This is a genomic window from Colwellia sp. Bg11-12 (genome assembly GCF_014076955.1).
Classification (GTDB): domain Bacteria; phylum Pseudomonadota; class Gammaproteobacteria; order Enterobacterales; family Alteromonadaceae; genus Colwellia_A.
Genome location: NZ_JACGUZ010000080.1, coordinates 106084 through 124852 on the forward strand (window position 1 = coordinate 106084; position 18769 = coordinate 124852).

11 protein-coding genes are annotated in these 18769 nt (G+C 39.0%); 1 reads left to right on the forward strand and 10 read right to left on the reverse strand.

Annotation, left to right across the window (positions count from 1 at the left end; genetic code table 11):
* The first annotated feature begins 112 nt into the window (after nucleotides 1–112).
* Nucleotides 113–583, forward strand: coding sequence for a hypothetical protein (locus H4J39_RS16925; protein ID WP_182229515.1), 471 nt, complete (start codon nucleotides 113–115; stop codon nucleotides 581–583).
* 203 nt (nucleotides 584–786) lie between these two features.
* On the opposite strand, the gene H4J39_RS16930 is transcribed toward H4J39_RS16925, so the two are convergent.
* From H4J39_RS16930 to mgtE, 10 genes are all read right to left on the reverse strand, one after another.
* Complete coding sequence (locus tag H4J39_RS16930) at nucleotides 787–1707, reverse strand: M14 family metallocarboxypeptidase (RefSeq protein ID WP_182229516.1); 921 nt, start codon at nucleotides 1705–1707, stop codon at nucleotides 787–789.
* Nucleotides 1708–1906: 199 nt separating this feature from the next.
* Complete coding sequence (locus H4J39_RS16935) at nucleotides 1907–4447, reverse strand: exo 1,3/1,4-beta-D-glucan glucohydrolase (protein ID WP_182229576.1); 2541 nt, start codon at nucleotides 4445–4447, stop codon at nucleotides 1907–1909.
* Nucleotides 4448–4493: 46 nt separating this feature from the next.
* On the reverse strand, nucleotides 4494–5771 hold the full coding sequence (locus H4J39_RS16940) for a sugar MFS transporter (RefSeq protein ID WP_182180146.1): 1278 nt from the start codon (nucleotides 5769–5771) through the stop codon (nucleotides 4494–4496).
* 151 nt (nucleotides 5772–5922) lie between these two features.
* Complete coding sequence (locus tag H4J39_RS16945; RefSeq protein WP_182229517.1) at nucleotides 5923–8898, reverse strand: TonB-dependent receptor; 2976 nt, start codon at nucleotides 8896–8898, stop codon at nucleotides 5923–5925.
* 107 nt (nucleotides 8899–9005) lie between these two features.
* Complete coding sequence (locus H4J39_RS16950) at nucleotides 9006–11609, reverse strand: glycoside hydrolase family 16 protein (protein WP_182229518.1); 2604 nt, start codon at nucleotides 11607–11609, stop codon at nucleotides 9006–9008.
* A 269-nt stretch (nucleotides 11610–11878) separates the two neighbouring features.
* Nucleotides 11879–12712, reverse strand: a complete 834-nt coding sequence (locus H4J39_RS16955; protein WP_259368874.1) for a LytTR family DNA-binding domain-containing protein — start codon at nucleotides 12710–12712, stop codon at nucleotides 11879–11881.
* Between the two features lie 13 nt (nucleotides 12713–12725).
* Complete coding sequence (locus tag H4J39_RS16960; protein WP_182229520.1) at nucleotides 12726–13838, reverse strand: sensor histidine kinase; 1113 nt, start codon at nucleotides 13836–13838, stop codon at nucleotides 12726–12728.
* 153 nt (nucleotides 13839–13991) lie between these two features.
* Complete coding sequence (locus tag H4J39_RS16965; RefSeq protein WP_182229521.1) at nucleotides 13992–15758, reverse strand: nitrilase-related carbon-nitrogen hydrolase; 1767 nt, start codon at nucleotides 15756–15758, stop codon at nucleotides 13992–13994.
* Nucleotides 15759–15941: 183 nt separating this feature from the next.
* Complete coding sequence (locus tag H4J39_RS16970; protein ID WP_259368875.1) at nucleotides 15942–16862, reverse strand: phospholipase A; 921 nt, start codon at nucleotides 16860–16862, stop codon at nucleotides 15942–15944.
* Nucleotides 16863–17126: 264 nt separating this feature from the next.
* Nucleotides 17127–18482 carry a magnesium transporter gene (gene mgtE / locus H4J39_RS16975; RefSeq protein WP_182229522.1) on the reverse strand — a complete coding sequence of 452 codons (1356 nt, stop codon included), beginning with the start codon at nucleotides 18480–18482 and terminating at the stop codon, nucleotides 17127–17129.
* Between the last annotated feature and the right edge of the window lie 287 nt (nucleotides 18483–18769).

Here is an 18769-nt window from a genome sequence, read left to right on the forward strand (position 1 = left end):
ACTTAGTGGTTTTATTGTATTTATGAGCGCGTTATCAATGTTAAGTTCTGAGTTATCGCATATAGAGATGAATATATTTATTTTTAAATTATTTTATAAAAGGAATTACCTCATGAAATGTTTCATCAGTTTGATTGTTATCTTATTGTTCAGCCACTCAGCCATTGCGCAACAACCTGTAACTATCGCAAATGATATATTTAACGTTTATAAACTTCATGGTGAAGTTGCAGGTAAGCCGCCTATCCCTGCGTTATTTATTTATGATAGCCAAACGCAAAAAATAATGTCCCCACAAAAAGTATTGAACATTTTTTCAAGAGACAAAACGTTAACAACAATGGCGGTAAAAGGTATCACCGTTTTCACAAAAAAAACCTCAACAGCTACAATTAGCCAAACTGAGTTAGAAAAAGCATCGCGATTTATTAGTATAGATACTCGCTATGTCGCCTTTTTTCATAATATGGGACAAGGTATGGCTGCAGGCTTCCCTGAATTCCCAGAATTACTAGCCGCAGAAAAAGCTATTATTAAACACCTAAGCGCACAAGATGACGTGAGCTTATACACCTTGATGTGATTGTTATGGATAGATTAACGTTTTGAGCATTTACCAATGATATATATTGTTGGGTAATGTAGTTATACATGGTTTTAAGAACATCAGGTTTTGGCAGACTTGCTTAACAGTAAAAATAAGTGGCTAAGCTAATGGTACGAACTAAACATGGTAATAATGCTTAGTTCGCTAATATTAATGTTAGTAAAACACTAAATCATGAGTTAAGTATTTTTTAAAACATAATCTAAACCGCCGGTAATAGCGGCAACTTGTGCAAGATTACAATTCTCAGCATCTGATGAAGGGCTGTCTGGATAAACCTCTGTTGTGGTCATGTATTTAGCATCTGTTAAGCCCATGCATAAACCTAAATCGCGTGCCGCGTAATTAATAACACCTACCTGCTCAAGTGGTACGCCAATTAATTTACCACTTTCGTCTGCTGGCGCTATATGGGTGACTTTCTCAACGGCATCAATAATAGCTTTTTGAAAACCTATTTCCGGATCAACGCTATTCGCAACTAAATAAAAGCCATCTGGTATATCCCAAGCTTTTTGCTCTATAGCATCGCGCGCAGCAAGTGCCGGTCGGAAGGTTGAATTATCGGTATCCGTGGTTTCGTGTAAATCAATATGAACAAAAATATCAGTCTTAAGCTCAGCAACATATTTCATTATTGCTGCAGACTCCTCTGCTGGGCTATTTTTATAAAAAGAACGGTTTGGATCTATCGCTTTAGTGTTCCAACGGTTAACGGTTTCATAACCCCAAGGGCTAATACAAGGTGCCACTATAATATTGAAATGTTCAGCATATTGATTAGCTTTGGTTTGAACAAAACGTAATGCGCCTTGCACACCACTGGTTTCATAGCCGTGAACACCACCCGTTACTAAAACTGTTTTTTTATTGTCATCCCAGTTTTTTGTTTTAATAACAAATAAAGGGTAGCGGTTTTCATCAAGTGAAAGTGCGCCATACTGTTGCACATCAAAATCTGTTTTTAATACGATTATTTTTTCAACCACTTCACTTTGGTATGAACGTTTAAGGGTTTGTGCTTCAAACCATTGAGTGTTTTCAGTTTCAGTCCATTTTTGACCTGGCGTGCCGATTGGATAGTTTTCTTCTTGATTCATTTTATTTTCTTTTGATGTTTTTAGATTAAGACCAAGTTTACACGGAGAAAGAAGTAAGGGTAAGCGTTAGATAATTAAATAACCTCACCTCTTGTTAAGTAGTCAGCCTATAGTTGAAGTAAAAAAAGGGTAAAACTAACAATGTTAGTTTTACCCTTTTAGCTTGTTTTTATAAGGGTCCTTTATAAAGGACTCTTTTTTAAAGGCAGTTAGAGACGGTATTTTCGACTTTACTTGCCGTTAAACGAATATGGTTAATAGACAAATTAACCATACCTTGGGTGCGAAGTTCAAAAGGCATAGCCACTTTACTGAGCTGAACACCTTTATCAGCGAAGCAATGTAGGCTTATTGATATATCTTGCCATTCACCTAACGGCAAACTGGCAAGTTCTTTTTGAATATCAATACGCGCCTGACAACTTGATTGAGTATCACCAATAGTTTCGCAGTTCATCGACACATAAACAGGCTGGTCAATATTACTGTCTCTCAACACAGTGAAAGTTAATGTCGCATTTCTTTCAAGCTCAGAAGATAAGTCTTCTCTAAACCCGTTACCACTAATGAATTTTACTCCTACGTTTTTGTTACCTGTCGATTCAAGGCGGAAAGAATCTTCTTGAACAAGTTTATCAACGGTTCGATAAGATATACCAGGGAGTGACTTACTATTGGCATTTATTTCAGTTACTTGTTGCTCTGAAACTAATAACATTTTCCATGGCTCTACAGCTTTTCCCTTAAATATATCGGTATCATGCTTGGTATTCATCACCGCGTCTGATTTTTCAGATAAGTCGTCTACTAAAGTATCGTCATCGTTGTAAGTCAAACCATAGCCATAAGGAAATAAGGGCTGGTATACATCATCAAATCGATTAACAATTTGGGTCGGCGATTTAGGCCAAGAAAATGACAACCTTCCTTTAAAGTCATGTTGTACCTTAGCGCTTTTATCTGTTAATAAAACATCAGCAACAGCCTTACCTTCTGATCCAGGTAACCATGCTGCCACAAAAGCATCACTGGCATTAATCTCTGCATTTACCCACATAGGTCGACCACTAATAAAAACGGCAACAACAGGTATCCCTTTTGCTTTGAGTGATTTTAGTAACGTTAAATCTTTTTTATTACCGCGCTGATACTCAAGGTTATCTATGTCGCCATGACCTTCTGCATATGGCTCTTCGCCAAAAACAACAATCGCCACATCAGGTTTTTGAGTATAACTACCATCAACACTCAGTGTCGTTTTACCACCGGCGTCATTGACCCTTTTTTCTATGCCTGAATAAATAGAAGATGCACCTGGAAAATCAGCATTTTTATTACCTGTACCTTGCCAAGTAATTGTCCAACCACCTGATTGCTTACCAATATTATCAGCAGCATCACCAGCCACTAAAACATGTTGATTTGGTAATAGTGGTAACAAGTGATTTTTATTTTTCAACAATACTAAAGACTCACGAACAGCTTGTTGCGCAACATCGCGATGTGCTTTTGCACCGATTAAAGCCGTTTTACCTGAAAGGACACGATTGGCAGGGCTTGGTTTTTCAAAAAGTCCGGCACGTACTTTTACGCGTAAAACACGAGTAACCGCATCGTCTATGCGCGATTGAGCAATCACGCCTTTGTTGACTTGTGCGATAATATTTTCATAAAGTGGTTTCCACGCATCGGTTGGCACCATAAAAACATCCAAACCGGCATTAACCGCTTGTGAACAACTTTCATTTACACAGCCTTTTACTTGTCCGTGACCATTCCAGTCACCCACTATAAAGCCGTCAAAACCCATTCTATTTTTTAACACGTCGGTCAAAAGATACTTATGTCCGTGTACTTTATCTCCGTTCCAGCTGTTAAAAGAAGCCATTACAGATTGAGCACCCGCCGTTAAGCCGCCAACATAACCTTGTGCGTGAATAGTAAATAGTTCCTGCTCTGAAACTAAATTATCACCTTGGTCGTCACCATATTGGGTACCACCGTCACCAATAAAATGCTTAACGGTGCTAATAACCCGTTTATTACCTAAAAAGTCTTCATTAGCATGGCCTTGTAAGCCTTTTACAATAGAAGCAGAATAAGTACGCACGATTTCAGGATCTTCAGAATACCCTTCATATGTGCGCCCCCAGCGATCATCTCTCACAACAGCAACGGTAGGTGCAAAAACCCAATCAATTCCCGTCACCATAACTTCGGTCGCCGTTATTTCAGCTATTTTTTCAATTAGATCAGGATTGTTTGCCGCCCCTAAACCAATATTGTGTGGAAATAGCGTTGCTCCAACAACATTGTTATGACCATGTACAGCGTCAGTTCCCCACATAGTAGGAATAGTTGAACCGTCTACTGAATCATCAATTGACGCTTGATACATTTTCTCAGCTAAAGAAATCCAATCAGCAGGCGTAGAATGTTTATTGTTATTGGGAAACGCACCACCACCATTTAGATAAGAGCCAAAACCATAGGTACGCATATCTTCAACAGTAATATCGCGAATTTCAGGTTGTATCATCTGTGCAACTTTTTGTTGCAAGGTCATTTTTGCGAGTAAACTTGCCACCCTAGCTTCGATTTTATCGTCTTTTTTAACTTCACTTTCAAGCTTAGGCCAAATATTATCTGTTTTATTTTCTTCAATAGATTGAGCACTTGCATCCGTTGAACGCGTAACTGATGACTGACCACACCCCAGAATAAAGAGAGGTAACGCCATAAAAATCAGGCTTTTTGTTTTTAATTTATAATATTTCATCTTTGTCTCATCCATTAACTGTACTGGCTATTTTGCTACCCTTTACACCATAATAAATGATGTATATATAACAAAATAAAGGCAATATGAAGGCAACCTGAACATTAGATATGTCAGCTAATATGCCTTGTAATACAGGAAGAATTGCCCCACCAACGATGGCTAAACAAAGGATACCGGCACCTTGGCTGGTGTGTTTTTCAAGACCACTTAACGCTAAGCTAAAAATAGTTGGGAACATAATCGAGTTAAATAACCCCACTAATAGTATCGCCCACATGGCAATACTGCCTGAACTAAGCACGGTTACGAGTATCAAAATGGCAGAACATACCGCATTAAAGGCTAATGTTTTACCCGCATCGACTTTTTGCATAACGGCTGCGCCAATAAAGCGGCCAACCATTGCTCCGCCCCAGTAATAGGTAAGGTACTTAGCCGCATCTGTTTCTTCTAAACCGGCAATATGAGCTTCACCTAAAAAGCTAACCAAAAAGCTACCTATTGATACTTCTGCGCCAACATAAACAAAAATACCAATGGCACCTAATACCAAATGACGATGCTGCCATGCAGAGCCTTCAATTTTTTCACCTTCAACCACTTCAGCACTTTCAATATGCGGCAGTTTCAGTAAAGCAAAAATAGCGGCAAGTACGAGCAATGCAGCCATAAGCCCTATATAAGGTAATTGCACCGATTCAGCACTTGTTGCTGACATTGAATCAGTCACTTCATTTAAAATTAATAACGCGCCAAAATAAGGAGCGATAGTCGTGCCTAGTGCATTAAACGCTTGTGTCATGGTTAATCGTGAAGAGGCGGTTTCTGTTGAACCTAATAAGGTTACGTAAGGGTTTGCAGAAACCTGTAAAATAGTGATGCCACTCGCGAGTACAAATAAAGCAGATAAAAAAACAGGATAACTATGTAAAGACGCAGCTGGATAAAACATTAAACAGCCTAATGCGGCAATAACTAAGCCAATAACAATACCTTTTTGATAACCCATACTTTTAACAAGCTTTCCTGCGGGTAAAGATACAAGGAAGTAAGCGCCAAAAAAGCAAAACTGTACGAGCATTGATTGCGCGTAGCTTAAAGAAAAAATAGCTTTTAAATGAGGAATTAAAATATCATTTAAACAGGTTATAAAACCCCACATAAAAAATAATGAGGTTAATGAAAGTAAAGCAAAGCGAGTAGAGCTTTCTCCAACTTTCCCATTAGATAAATGGGTGTCAGAAGCTTTAGCTTGCCCTAAAGATGAGGGTGTTACAGCCATGAGGTAAAATCCTATACTTGTTTATAACAGATACGCGTCAACGACAGCTATTATTGAAGCGTATCGTCTAGTTTGTATTGCATGCTAATGAAAATTTTGGCGCTCATGACTTATTAACTGAAAGCATATGAACGCCAATATTGAAGACCTGTTATTTAAAGCTATAACGAACGCCCAAGGTATATCTTGAACCGTATTGACGAGCAAAAAGAAATTGCTCTTCATAACGGCCATAACCTTGTTCTGTTTCGTTATTCAGGTTGAGTCCTTCAAAGAATACGGTGAAGTTTTCATCAATGTCGTAATTGACACTCATATCAACTTGACCAAACTCTTTAGCAAACTGTGGTGGGTTATCAGAAGAACCTTGCCCTTGGCCTACACCAATAAGGTACTCGTCTCGCCATGCATAAGTAACCTTCACCGACAAGCCATCTTTTTCGTAGAACAACTGAAAGTTAGCTGAGTCACTTAATCCGGTTAACGGTGTTTGTGGCGCTAAATCTGCGATACTGTCAACTCGGGTTATATCATCAACATCAAACTCAACATCACCATCAACAAAAGTAGCATTTGCACCAAAACCAAAACCACTTTCACCAAAGAAATGTTGAACCGCTAGCTCTATACCATCGACCATCTTGTCATCTGGCGTGTTGAATGGACGAGTAATATCCCATTGCATCAGTGGATCATCACTTGCTGGCTCAATAAAACCTTGAGCATTCAACGTAGCACCATTGAGCTGCATTTGAGCGAAGATTTCATCACTCGTAGGAGTACCACCTAAGTCTGTAACGGCTTGGTTCCAACGTGGGCCTTGGTAAATATCACGTATATCATCAACTGCGGTAGTAACTGTTTGGCTACTAATGAAGTTCTTTACATCTTTTCTGAAGTAACCCACAGCAGCATAACTGCCCTCTGCGTAGTAATATTCTAGAGAAATATCAAGGTTGGTAGACTCATAAGGGTCTAAATTAGTATTGCCTTCGCCGCCAATACGAGAATTAGGCCTGGTACTTGCGCCTAACGAACGGCCACCCGCTAAACTTCCTAAAGGTGCACGAGCAATAGTTTTACCCCAAGATGCACGAGCAATAATTTCATCAGTAAGTTCAACTTTCATGTCAATCATAGGTAAAAACACATCATGTTCACCTTCGAGCGATAAGATAGTATTTTCACCGGGTTGATACTGGGTAAGCCACTCGCTGCCACCTTTCCACCAAACTTCAGTTGGGATAGGTTGCAAGACATTACTGGTTACATCTGTTTGCTCATATCTAAACCCAAGACTCACCTGTACGGGGAAATCAGCAAGTTCAAACTCAAATAAAGAAGAAGCATAAATACTGGTAGTATCTTCATCGACTGAAGCTTTCGATTGAACACTGCCTTCTCGGTAAGGGTCTGTACTAAAATAGTCATCACCTAACAAGTCAGTGTTTAAATAAGCTTGTGAACGGGCAACAGCTTCATCAAAATCGAAGCTGTAATAGTAACCAGCGCCAATTGGGTTGTCACCATTTGAAAACTCATCTAAAAAGCCATCAGTTGTGTTGTATGCAAACATTCCATCGGGAAAAGCAGCAGAATAATTAGGGCTAAACAAGAATCCCCCAATTAACCCACTCCAAGAGCTTGAACCGCCCATGGTCTGCTCAGTACGAGCAAGTCCAAATTTAATGAGTTTTAATGGGGAATCATCAGGATTTTCCCATGAACCATCGATTTGCAATTGCTCTATTTCAGACTTACCTGGACTGTGAATAAACTGACTAAAATGAGAGTCCATTTCACCGGGTGCGAGCGTTGTAGAGCCATTTTTCCAGAAAATTGTGCCTTGTGGAATATCACCGTCTCTAAAGTCATAATGTTTATTAACCAGCTGGTCTGAACCAAAGACTAATGATCCTGTACCATTCATCCCCGTATCTTTACCATTGTCAGCTTTATTTTCTGAGTTATGGTAATCAACTGAAAAAATAAATTGATCATTCGCTTGCCACTCGACATTAAAACCCAATGAACTTTCATTCGTTTCTGTGGTGTCACGATTGGCGGTATATGAACCATCGTTGCCCGACAGATCAGCGAACATAACCGTGCCATTTTCATCTAATTCGTAAGCATTAATGTTACCGCCAAAATCATGCCATTGACCCCAACCAATAGAGTTACGACCAGTTGTCGATTCTCCCATGGTGTAATCAAGTGTCAGTATGACGCTGTCAATGGGCGCATATTGGAAAGTAACATTAGCGTTAGTTCTTTCACGTTCAATATTAGCAATACCGTAGTTCATGTCACGAGGAAAAAATGCACCTGCCGCTGCATTAGCATCTCGATTATCAATCACTTTATCGGCATCTAGTTCTGGAAGTTGCCCGTTTGGCTGAAATTGCCAACCTTGAATATTTGCCGATTGTTGTTGAAAATCACGTTCTTGATGAGAGAAGGAGAAAGCAAAACCTAAGGTATCATCAGCAAAGGTATTGCTGTACAAGCCCGAAAATTCAGGTGTAACATCATCACCCTCTACATTTGACGAGTCATAAATGCCTTTACCTGAGAGTACAAATTTCTCACCAGGGCTAGCAAAAGGTTTCATCGTAATGATATTTACAGTCGCGCCGAGGCCACCACTTGGGTTTTCAGCGCGTGCTGTTTTATGAACTTCAAGTGCGCTAACGCCGTCAGAAGATAAATTCTCTAAACTGTATGAGCGAGAGTTACCTGTACCCGGCATTTGACGTCCGTTCAAAGTAATTAAGTTAAACTCTGGGCCAAAACCGCGCACGGTAATTTGACTACCTTCGCCATTTGAACGGCTAACAGAAACACCGGTAATACGTTGTAATGACTCAGCTAAATTGGTATCTGGAAATTTACCCATATCTTCAGCCGAGATAACATCAACAACACCTGAGGCATTTCTTTTTACCGACATTGAACGCGATAGACTGCTCATAATACCGGTAACTTCAATCACTTCTATTGCAGCGTCTTTGTCACTGCTTTTTACTTTTGCTTCTTCAGCAAATACCGGTAAAGAAAAAGCGGTACCTATTAACATTGTTATAGTTGCCGCGATTTTTGTTTTTTTGAAATTAGTTGTTTTCATAACTTTCCTACCATTCATTTTATGTTATCGCTGTATAGAGATATTGAATACATATACAGCTGGAAAACGGGCGCTGATGCGCCCAACACATTTAGGGCTTAACGGCGTTATTTGTTCACATAACGAATATTATCGAACTTAACGGTCATAACCCCTGTAGGCTCCATAACAAATGGGTTAACTATGTTAGTAGGGTCAGCAAAACTACCTGCTGAAAATGCATTATCGTCAGCCAGTAAGGTTTGTAAATTAATTCTGACTTCTTGCCATTCACCTAACGTTGAAGAATCAACAATAACATCACTCACATTAGGCCAACCACTGTCTAGTTTGATATATAGCTCAACGCCTGCATCAGCACTGACGACATACATATCGAAAACTAATTCACTAAAAACGCCATAACCGCTGATATCAAACGGAGCAACTGAACTATCAAGATACCAGTTACCTGTTCCGCCTGTTTTAACTATTTCAATCACATTGCCACGGTCAGCTTCAGCTATCTCAGTTGCTGTAACAAAGCCGTCTGGGTTATAGCTATTAAAGATAAGATCGCCAGTAACAGCGTCGTCATACAAAGCTATCTCGTCCTCACTATCATCGGGTGATTCATAACGAATATTATCGAACTTAACCGTCATAACCCCGGTAGGCTCCATAACAAATGGGTTAACTATATTAGTAGGGTCAGCAAAACTACCTGCTGAAAATGCATTTTCGTCAGCCAGTAAGGTTTGTAAATTAATTCTGACTTCTTGCCATTCACCTAACATTGAAGAATCAACAATAAGATCACTCACATTAGGCCAACCGCTATCTAGTTTGATATATAACTCAACACCTGCATCAGCACTGACGACATACATATCGAAGACTAATTCACTACCCACTGCATAACCGCTGATATCGAATGGGGCAGCTGAACTATCAAGGTACCAGTTACCCGTTGCGCCTGTTTTAACTATTTCAATCACATTGCCACGGTCAGTTTCAGCCACTTCAGTTGCGGTAACAAAGCTATCTGGATTATAGCTATTGAAAACGATATCGCCGATAACAGCGTCGTCATACAAGTTTGCAACCACTTGAGTATTACCATTATTATTACCTGCGGCAACAATACGAACGTTGTCAAGTTGAGCAACAAAGCCATTCTGATTTCCCCAAGTAGGGAAAAATGCTAACGGTGTATTTATATTGGATATCTCTAAAGTATCGCCTGAGCTAGCTACCAAGTCTGACAACAGTATGCTGTACGATGTCCATACGCCTTGGGCAGGCTTATCGATAGAGTAATCGCCCGAGCTACATGGGTGTACACAATCCATTTTGATAACAAAGCCATCAGCGCCGTTATCATTTACCACAAAAATATCAAACTCAAGTGTGGCGTAACCTCTAAAATCTTGGACATTACCTGGAGCAAGTTGGAAATAACCAAGAGCTTCATCAGTGTTAAAGGTGAACTGTTTCACGATACCGTGGTCACCACCAACATCAAGCTCTTCGATGACAACTTCACCATTAGCAGCATAATGGCCCGCTAAGAAATCGGTATCTGCATCACTAAATATGTCAAAGACAGAACCAGGTGCAACAGGAATTGCTGCTACAGGTGGGTTAGGTGCTTTACCTTCAACCAACGCGCCGTTAGGAAATTCGTCACTTGCTATTTGGTTGTAACCAGATCGGATTGTTTCACAACCTTTACCCGTATTAGTGTTTTGGTTACATTGATATACGCGAATATAGTCAATTTCAAACGTTTGCCCATTAACAAAAGCTTCGGGGTCAATACCTGTGTTATTGGAGTTCTCTGCCCAATCGCCACCAACAGCATTATTTAATATCATGAAGAACTCTTGATCAAAGGGCGCATTATCCCAATGGGTCGTCAATTCCCCGGTGGTTGCGTCAAAATACTCAGTGAACCAACCTCGATGATTCAAACCTAAGATTTCACCGTCAGGTTTAGTCTTTAGCTCAGATGCTTTTTGAGTTGCATATAAATAGTCATCTACATACCAACGGATCTGACCTTCTTGCCATTCTATAGCATACACATGAAAATCGTCTGCAGGATTAACGCCACTAGGTAAACTGTAAGCAGCACCTGAATATGCGTGATCTGCTACATTGGGTCCATAATGTAATGTCCCATGAACATTGTTTTCAACAACACCCTCTTCATTAACCGTTTTTAAATTAACAGTTTCAAGAATATCTATTTCACCTGAATAAGGCCAGCCGCCATATACATCATCTGAAGGCATCATCCAAAATGCAGGGAAGCTACCTTGTCCAAAGGGCATTTTGGCTCTAACTTCAAAACGACCATATTTGAAATTTACTTTATTTTCGCTGACAATACGTGCTGAAGTATACGGCAGGGCAGCACCTTCTGCTGCCGGTAATGCGACAAGTTTAAGTGTGCCATCGCTTACAAATGAGTTGCTCGAATCTTCGGTGTAACACTGTTTTTCTTGATTACCACCACCGTCACAGTTAACTTCATGCGTCCAGTTTTGAGTGTTTATATTACTTCCATCAAACTCATCGCTCCAGACCATTGTCCAGTCGCTGACTGGTTGAGCTGGGTCTACTTTACTTGCGTCTGTTTTGGTTTCTGCACCGCCACCACACCCTAGTAACGATACTGTTGTTACCAAAGTAAACAACTGTGTAAGTGTTCTTGTTGCTTTCATCATAATTTATTTTCCAAATCGCCAACTACTTTACTATGCCACTTAACCCTGTTGTTTTAATTATCTTATTTATATTGATTACAGGATTAGGTTTCATCATAGCTTGGCAGTAAAACAGCTAGGCTTATTAACTGTTTATACTCCCCCCAAAATCATACTCGTATAAACGACAAATAGTTACAATTCAAATGCGGTATGGCGGTTATTGAATGAGGCAATAGTAAAATCATAGTTATTATTGAGGTGAAGCGAGACAAAAAAGAGATAACAGGTTAGCTTTTTTTTGATTCCACTATTTGTTGAATAGCAGAGCTATAGTTTCGACTCACTTTAAGGCGCACCTCATTGCCTAATTCTAAAATACTTTCGCTGTTTCGCATTGCTCGAACGCTCTTAATACAATGAATGTTTACTAAAGTAGATTTATGTATGCGAGTAAATATAATAGGGTCTAATAATTCGACGAGTTTCTTCATCGTTATACGTACAACATGAGTATCTTCATTGGTGTGGACACACATATAGTCGCCGGCAGCATCAATCCAGCGAATGTCTTTAACAGGCAAAAATACTTTTTCATGGTCACTATTTTTGATCACTAACTCTTGGTGAAAAGGGCTAGGAAGCGGAGAATCTGTTTCTAACCAATTTTCAAGTTCGCTAATGGCAAGGCCTGACGTTTCACCTAATGCTTTAAGTAATTTAAACTTTTCTTTATCTGAATTTTTAGGAGAATAACGCTGCAAAATACGTTCAACTGTTTGCTTTAGTCGCCCTAAATTTGCCGGTTTTAACACATAGTCAATAGCATTTAATTCAAAGGCATCGAGGGCGTACTCACCATAAGCACTCACAAAAACTATCATAGGTAAGACATCAGACTGTAAAGCCTGAACAACTTCAATACCACTTAACCCTGGTAAGCGTAAGTCAAGAAAAAGCACGTCGGGGCAATGTATTTGGCAAAGTTGTATCGCTTGGTCACCATCACTTGCCTCAGCAATAACATTTATTTCTGGAATTTTTTCTAACCGCAACCTGAGACCTTCTAATGCAAGTGGCTCATCATCAACAATAATCGCGGTTAATGGTTTAGTTAGCGGCAAAAGTGTCTCCATTTTATGTTAACGTCACGAAAGGAATAGAAATAAAAACAGTTGTACCATTACCATCGCTCTCATTAATATCTACTTTAAAGTCTGCATTAAACATAGCATCTAAACGCGCTTTTGTATTGCTAATACCGATACCAAAACCATCACTTACTTTTTGGCTAATTGCCTGCCCATTATCAATCACTTTAAGCACGAGTCTGTCGTTTACCTTAGTCGCTTTAATTTGAATAATGCCCCCTTGTTTTCGAAGCTCGATGGCATATTTAATTGAATTCTCTACCAGTGGTTGCAGTAACATACTGGGTACTAAGCAATTCATAGCATTATTACAAATATCAATATCGACAGTTAAACGAGCACCAAAACGAACCTTTTCGATACAGAGATAAAGGTCGAGTAACTCCAATTCCTTTTTTAAGGTGGTTTTGCTTTTGTCATTTCTATCTAACGAATAACGAAAAAACTCACAAAGCTTGTCTAACATTTCATTCGCTTTTTCGTTTTCATTTTTATAGATAAGAGTTGATATTGCGTTCATGGTATTAAACATAAAATGAGGGTTTAGCTGATAACGTAACATTTCTAACTGCGCATCTTTTGCTGCGGTTTGTGCTCGAAGCAGCATTTCATGTTCTTTTTGCAACTTATTATTATAGAGCATAATAAAAAATATTGATGTCCAAACAAACATCGTTGTTAATGAAAATAGCAACCAACCGCCAAATTCCAACATGTCCCATGCTTCATTCCATTGTTGCTGATAAATAATAACTTTATAGGTGCTTAACTTTATTATATTAAAAATAACGCCAAAAGTAGCTGCTGATAAGAAACTAAAAAAGAGTGTTTTATTTAAAGGTAAGTGAACAATTCGTTGAATAAGCAGCCATTGTAAATAAGATAAAATAAAACCACTTAACGTTTCTAAAACTAAATTTAGTAATTGTCCTGAAAGGTTGAAGGTTTCTTGACCTATTTGAGGACGAATAATCGCTAAAAAAACAACAACGGCATAACCTAGCCAACCCGCAATTTGTAATGTCCAAAATTGGTGACTTTGTTTTGAGAAAGCTTGATCTCCTAGCTCGAGAATATGGTGTTCTTTATTTACTGCCATTGTTTCACTTAACGTTAAATTGATCCTTTATAAAGGTATAACAAATATAGGATAAAAAAGAGTTTTTGCGACAAACCGTGCTTTTACAGCGTTAACTCATGCAATGAGAACTTAGCCTTGTTGTTACCCAACTTTAATTACCCACCATTTACGCTAATGCTTGGTACAAGCGGTAATAGGATGGATCACCGCTTTGGTTATTTTTCCATATTGGTATTTAACCAGTGGTTGGTTAATATAGCCATTCAATCGGCCAAATTCACTCGAGGTTAAGAATGCAAAATCTTTAGTTAAATTAACAATTAGGCCGGTAGACTTCTTAGACTTCGTTTTGTTTTTATCTTTATTATTATTTTGGGTATTATTCTGGGTATTATATTGACCACCATCAGTTGATAAACTATTAGTCGATAAGTCATCAGGAAAACTCTGCTCGCGACTCGCGGCAACGATACAGATCCTATGTTCAGCAGCACGAGATAATAAACAATATTCAACCTCACCCGGCTCTTGAATTTCAAAAGGTACCAGTAATAAATGCGCATTATTTAAAGCGGCTACCTTCACTATTTCGGGTATATTGGCGTCGTCAGCCGTAAGCATAGCCACATTAATATTCCCTTGTTCTAAGGGTAATTCGACAATCGTTAACGCATCACCCAGTGAGGTCCACAGATATCGTTGACAAAAATGTAATTGTTGTTGCTTAGCAAAGAGTCCATGTTCACTTATTAAAACGGCCTGATGCGCGCCCTCAATCACTAAACTGGTACAGACATATTGAAAAGGTCTTAGTACCGAGCTAATTTGTTTAATTAACTGTTCGCTCAAGCATTCAATCTCAACTAATTGCTCAGTATGATGGGTGATTTTTTTATCTGCGATAAAGAACAATTCAGGTAATTGAATAATATCACTGAGGTTGTTTTCAATATAAAAACACACATCCTCAATGGCCTCTTCATTTGATTTATAGGTTGCAAAGATAGCAACATTGGCGGTTTCAGGTAGTTTGTTACTAGGATTATTGACCTGTTGGTGCATAGGTTGTGTTAACCCTTGATAAAGTTCAGGTCTTCGCTGTTTGAAAAGTTCTGTACCATCAGGGCGGCATTTGTTATTCGCGGGTATTTCAGCCTCAGCCAACTCTATATCAGCAAAAACAAAACCTTCTTCCTTATGGTCTATCTTTGCTAACACCTTGCCCTGAGGAGAAACTATTTGGCTTTGGCCTTCGCCAACAATAGCGCCAGTTAATGCGAGAGCACCCACTTTATTTGCTGCAGCCAAAAACACTTTGTTTTCGCACGCGCGGGCAGGATCATATAATTGGCTTTGATCAATGGCGAATGAACTCATTGAATGACACAATAATTGTGCGCCCTGTAAAGCAAATTTACGCGGTGTATCAAAGGTCATTGTATCGTTGCCTGCCAACAAACCAAGTTTTCCAAAAGACGTTTTGGCCTCTCCCGACGGGTGACTTCGATGCATAAAAAAATCATTTTCATGACCAACTAATGTTTGTTTATCTTCTTGGTGAACAAGCTCTCCAAGCGGTGAAAACAAGCAGGAAGTGATACTAATATTTCTTTTAAGCGTCGTATTTTGAGGTGTGTTCAACAAGTCACCCGCACCACTTCGCCTTAAGGTAGCGTTAAGGACAATATAACAATTATGCTTTTTTGCTTGCTCTGCGATAGCTTGCATAAAGGGTCCATCAACAACTAAAGCTTCATTCCATGCCTGATTATGATCACTGTAACAAGGCAACATGTGGCAGAAAAGCGTATTACAATATTCAGGAAGCACAATAAGCGCTGGCTGACATACGGCCACCTTATTTATCATACGAATACAGGTTGCTAGATTTTCTTGTGAATTTGAAGAGGTGGCAAACTGAGAAACGGCGACGCGCATAATATATATTTTCCGGGTAATTAGAGGTAAATGTTGCAGTATTAAAGCATTATGCTTAATCAAGATATTATAATTTTAAACATATTGAAGCCCAAACGTTTACAAAATTAAATTTGGGCCAATGATTAACGGCTGATTATCATCATGTAATGATAAAACATAATAAACATACATTTCAGTTATTTATAAAAACTTCATTTGCATACCTAAACTGATGCGCTGTTGATGGCGGTCATAGTCGATAAGTGAATCGCCATAACCATTAAAATACTGTATTAGAATATCGTAACCTTCGGTAAGTCCATAAGATAGATTGAATTCGACACTGCCTTTATTATCGTTACGTTTAAGGTTATTACGTACCGCGGTAAAAAGGTTAAATTTGCCTAACTGAGTACCAACCCCCAATTCCATATGTCCCAGATAATTTGTAATGTCTGGATTGTCATCGCCGACCACAGAAAGTGGTGTTTCTTTTTCCTCTTCTGCTAGGCGGTGCCAAGCTTTTAAATAATAAAAAGCACTTTCATCGCTAAAAACTAACGAAGCAAATACTCGGTTCCAACTGCGCGATGAAAGACCACTTTGACCATTAGATTGATGATTAATCCCTAGCTGAATTTGATTAAATTCAAAGCCCAATATACGGTTTTTCTGTTGCCAACTGTAAAATAATTCGGGTTCATAATTCGTTTCTCTAAAAGGCTTCGATGTTTCACTATTATACAATTGCCAGTACGATACCGCAGTAAAACCAAAATAAAGACCTGACGCATCGGCTGTTTTGGGTAAATAAATTGGAAACTTGATGCTAATTTGATATTTAGCTTCTACGTTATCAACATTATCATCATTTAACTCTTCGACAGTGCGTGTCCCCGGATTACTAATATATGAAACTGGCAGCAGGTAATTTAATCTATGTTGTGAAATAGAAAACGGATTAGACGCGGTTTTCAATAGCGCCTTTTCTCTATTCTCCAGAATAGACTTTTCCTTTACAACTGATATAGGAGCTTCTTCTGCCATCAGTAACTGAGGTATAAAAAACAGAATTGAGCATAAGGTTTTAGTGATGAGCGTTGGTATCTGGACGTTGTTCAAGTGTTATTTCTCATAAAAATTTAGTATAGGATCAACTTTTCTCCAATGTCTGAAGACATTGTCATTGTCGGTTTATTTAGCGTTATTTATAGTTTTGTTATTAAGTCGTTAAACGGGGTGACTAAATACAGGATTAACTTTTATTTATAATAGCTATAATAACAGGTAAATCCAGTTTGGTCTGTCAATCTTATTTTTAGACAACGTGAATGGGCAGCCACACACACTGCAGATTGACCTAATGCGCTTTATAAAACAGTGCAATTAAATCAGAATATAAGTCGCCGTACCCAAGAATATTAAAAAACCTACTGCGTCGGTAATCGTTGTTAACACAACACCGCCAGCAATTGCAGGGTCAACACCCAGCTTTTTCAAGGCAATTGGAATGAGTGCCCCTGAAAGCGTACCCGTTAAGCTAACAACAAAAAGTGCCAGCGCAAAAACGCCTCCTAATTTCCAATCGTCATACCATAAAATAGTGATTATAAAGACCACTGCAGCCCAGAGTAAACCATTAATAAAAGAGACTTTTAATTCATGAAAGGTCAGCGAAACAATATTCGCACTGCTCACTAGGTCACGAGCAATACCTCGGGTAACAACCGTTAGGGTTTGGCTTCCGGTGACGCCACCCATACTTGCCACTACTGGCATCAGTACAGCAAGTGCAACAAGCTGCTCTATGGAAGCTTCAAAAAAGCCGATCACCCAAGCCGCGACGAATGCGGTAATTAAATTAGTGCCTAACCAAATCGCTCTATTGAAAGAGATATGGGCAACAGGCGCAAACATATCTAGCTCTTCGTTAAGACCAGCAGAGGCCAATAAACGTTGCTCAGAACTATTTTTTAAAACATCAATAACATCATCAACTGTTATCCGACCTAACAAATAATTATTTTGGTCAACAACCGGAGCTGATATTAAGTCGTGATCTTCAAAGATTTGCGCAACCTGAGTTGCCGATTGTAATGAATCGATTAACGGCACATCGTTTTTCATGACATCGCCAACCGACAAACTGTTGTCCATTGAAACCAAATCACTGAGGTATAAAGTGCCTTGTACTTTATTATTTCTGTCGACAACGACGAGCTGGTCAAGTTGTTCAGGCAACATGCCCTCTTTTTTTCTTAACTTGCACAAATACCGATAAACAGCCTTAAGGCTAACATCCTTTCTTACGGCAGTGGCGTCAACATCCATCATCCCACCAGCGGTGTTATCAGGAAAAGAAGCAACTGTCTGGTAGCGCTCTTTTCGTTGGCTGTCCATGGCTTCAACCATAGCGCTTACTACGGGTAGAGGTAAATCCGCATCAATATCTGCCAACTCATCCATTTGAAGCGTAGACAAACATTTAAGTAAATCAGCTTCACTGGTTCTTTTTATTAGAAATTGACGCAATTCTCGATGTACAGAGAGTAAGACCTCACCTTTACCATTAACGGGGATCAAACTCCAAAAGTCGTCTCGATATTTATTGGGGAGCGATTCAAGTAAACGGCCCAATTTAGCTGGATGATATTTCTCTATGGAAACCAGCAACTCGTGATCGTTTTCTTGCTCTAATGAATGCGTTAATTGACTGACAAGTTTAGTAAAAGTATTGCTCATAGTGTCTACTTATAATGGACGTTCGACTGCTTATCGAAGAAGATAATTAATAACGAGTACTGAGTAAGTCGCTTGCGCAGTAACTTAGACGCAATCAACGATGACATCAAGGCTTATTATAGATAAACGTTAATTTTATATTGTTTAAAATAAATCCCCGATAGTGTGCGTGTTAGTCCAATTATGGTAATGACGATTAATGTAAACAGATAACTTTATTCTCTAATAAATACCATACAGCAAAACAATTAGCGTATACACTGAGGCAATTATTTGCGCCAAACAAG

Excerpts from the sequence above, each read along its gene's own strand:
- H4J39_RS16925 (WP_182229515.1), top strand. The coding sequence starts at position 113 with ATGAAATGTTTCATCAGTTTGATTGTTATCTTATTGTTCAGCCACTCA.
- mgtE (WP_182229522.1), bottom strand. The coding sequence starts at position 18,482 with ATGAGCAATACTTTTACTAAACTTGTCAGTCAATTAACGCATTCATTA.
- H4J39_RS16965 (WP_182229521.1), bottom strand. The coding sequence starts at position 15,758 with ATGCGCGTCGCCGTTTCTCAGTTTGCCACCTCTTCAAATTCACAAGAA.
- H4J39_RS16940 (WP_182180146.1), bottom strand. The coding sequence starts at position 5,771 with ATGGCTGTAACACCCTCATCTTTAGGGCAAGCTAAAGCTTCTGACACC.
- H4J39_RS16960 (WP_182229520.1), bottom strand. The coding sequence starts at position 13,838 with ATGGCAGTAAATAAAGAACACCATATTCTCGAGCTAGGAGATCAAGCT.
- H4J39_RS16950 (WP_182229518.1), bottom strand. The coding sequence starts at position 11,609 with ATGATGAAAGCAACAAGAACACTTACACAGTTGTTTACTTTGGTAACA.
- H4J39_RS16935 (WP_182229576.1), bottom strand. The coding sequence starts at position 4,447 with ATGGCGTTACCTCTCTTTATTCTGGGGTGTGGTCAGTCATCAGTTACG.
- H4J39_RS16930 (WP_182229516.1), bottom strand. The coding sequence starts at position 1,707 with ATGAATCAAGAAGAAAACTATCCAATCGGCACGCCAGGTCAAAAATGG.
- H4J39_RS16945 (WP_182229517.1), bottom strand. The coding sequence starts at position 8,898 with ATGAAAACAACTAATTTCAAAAAAACAAAAATCGCGGCAACTATAACA.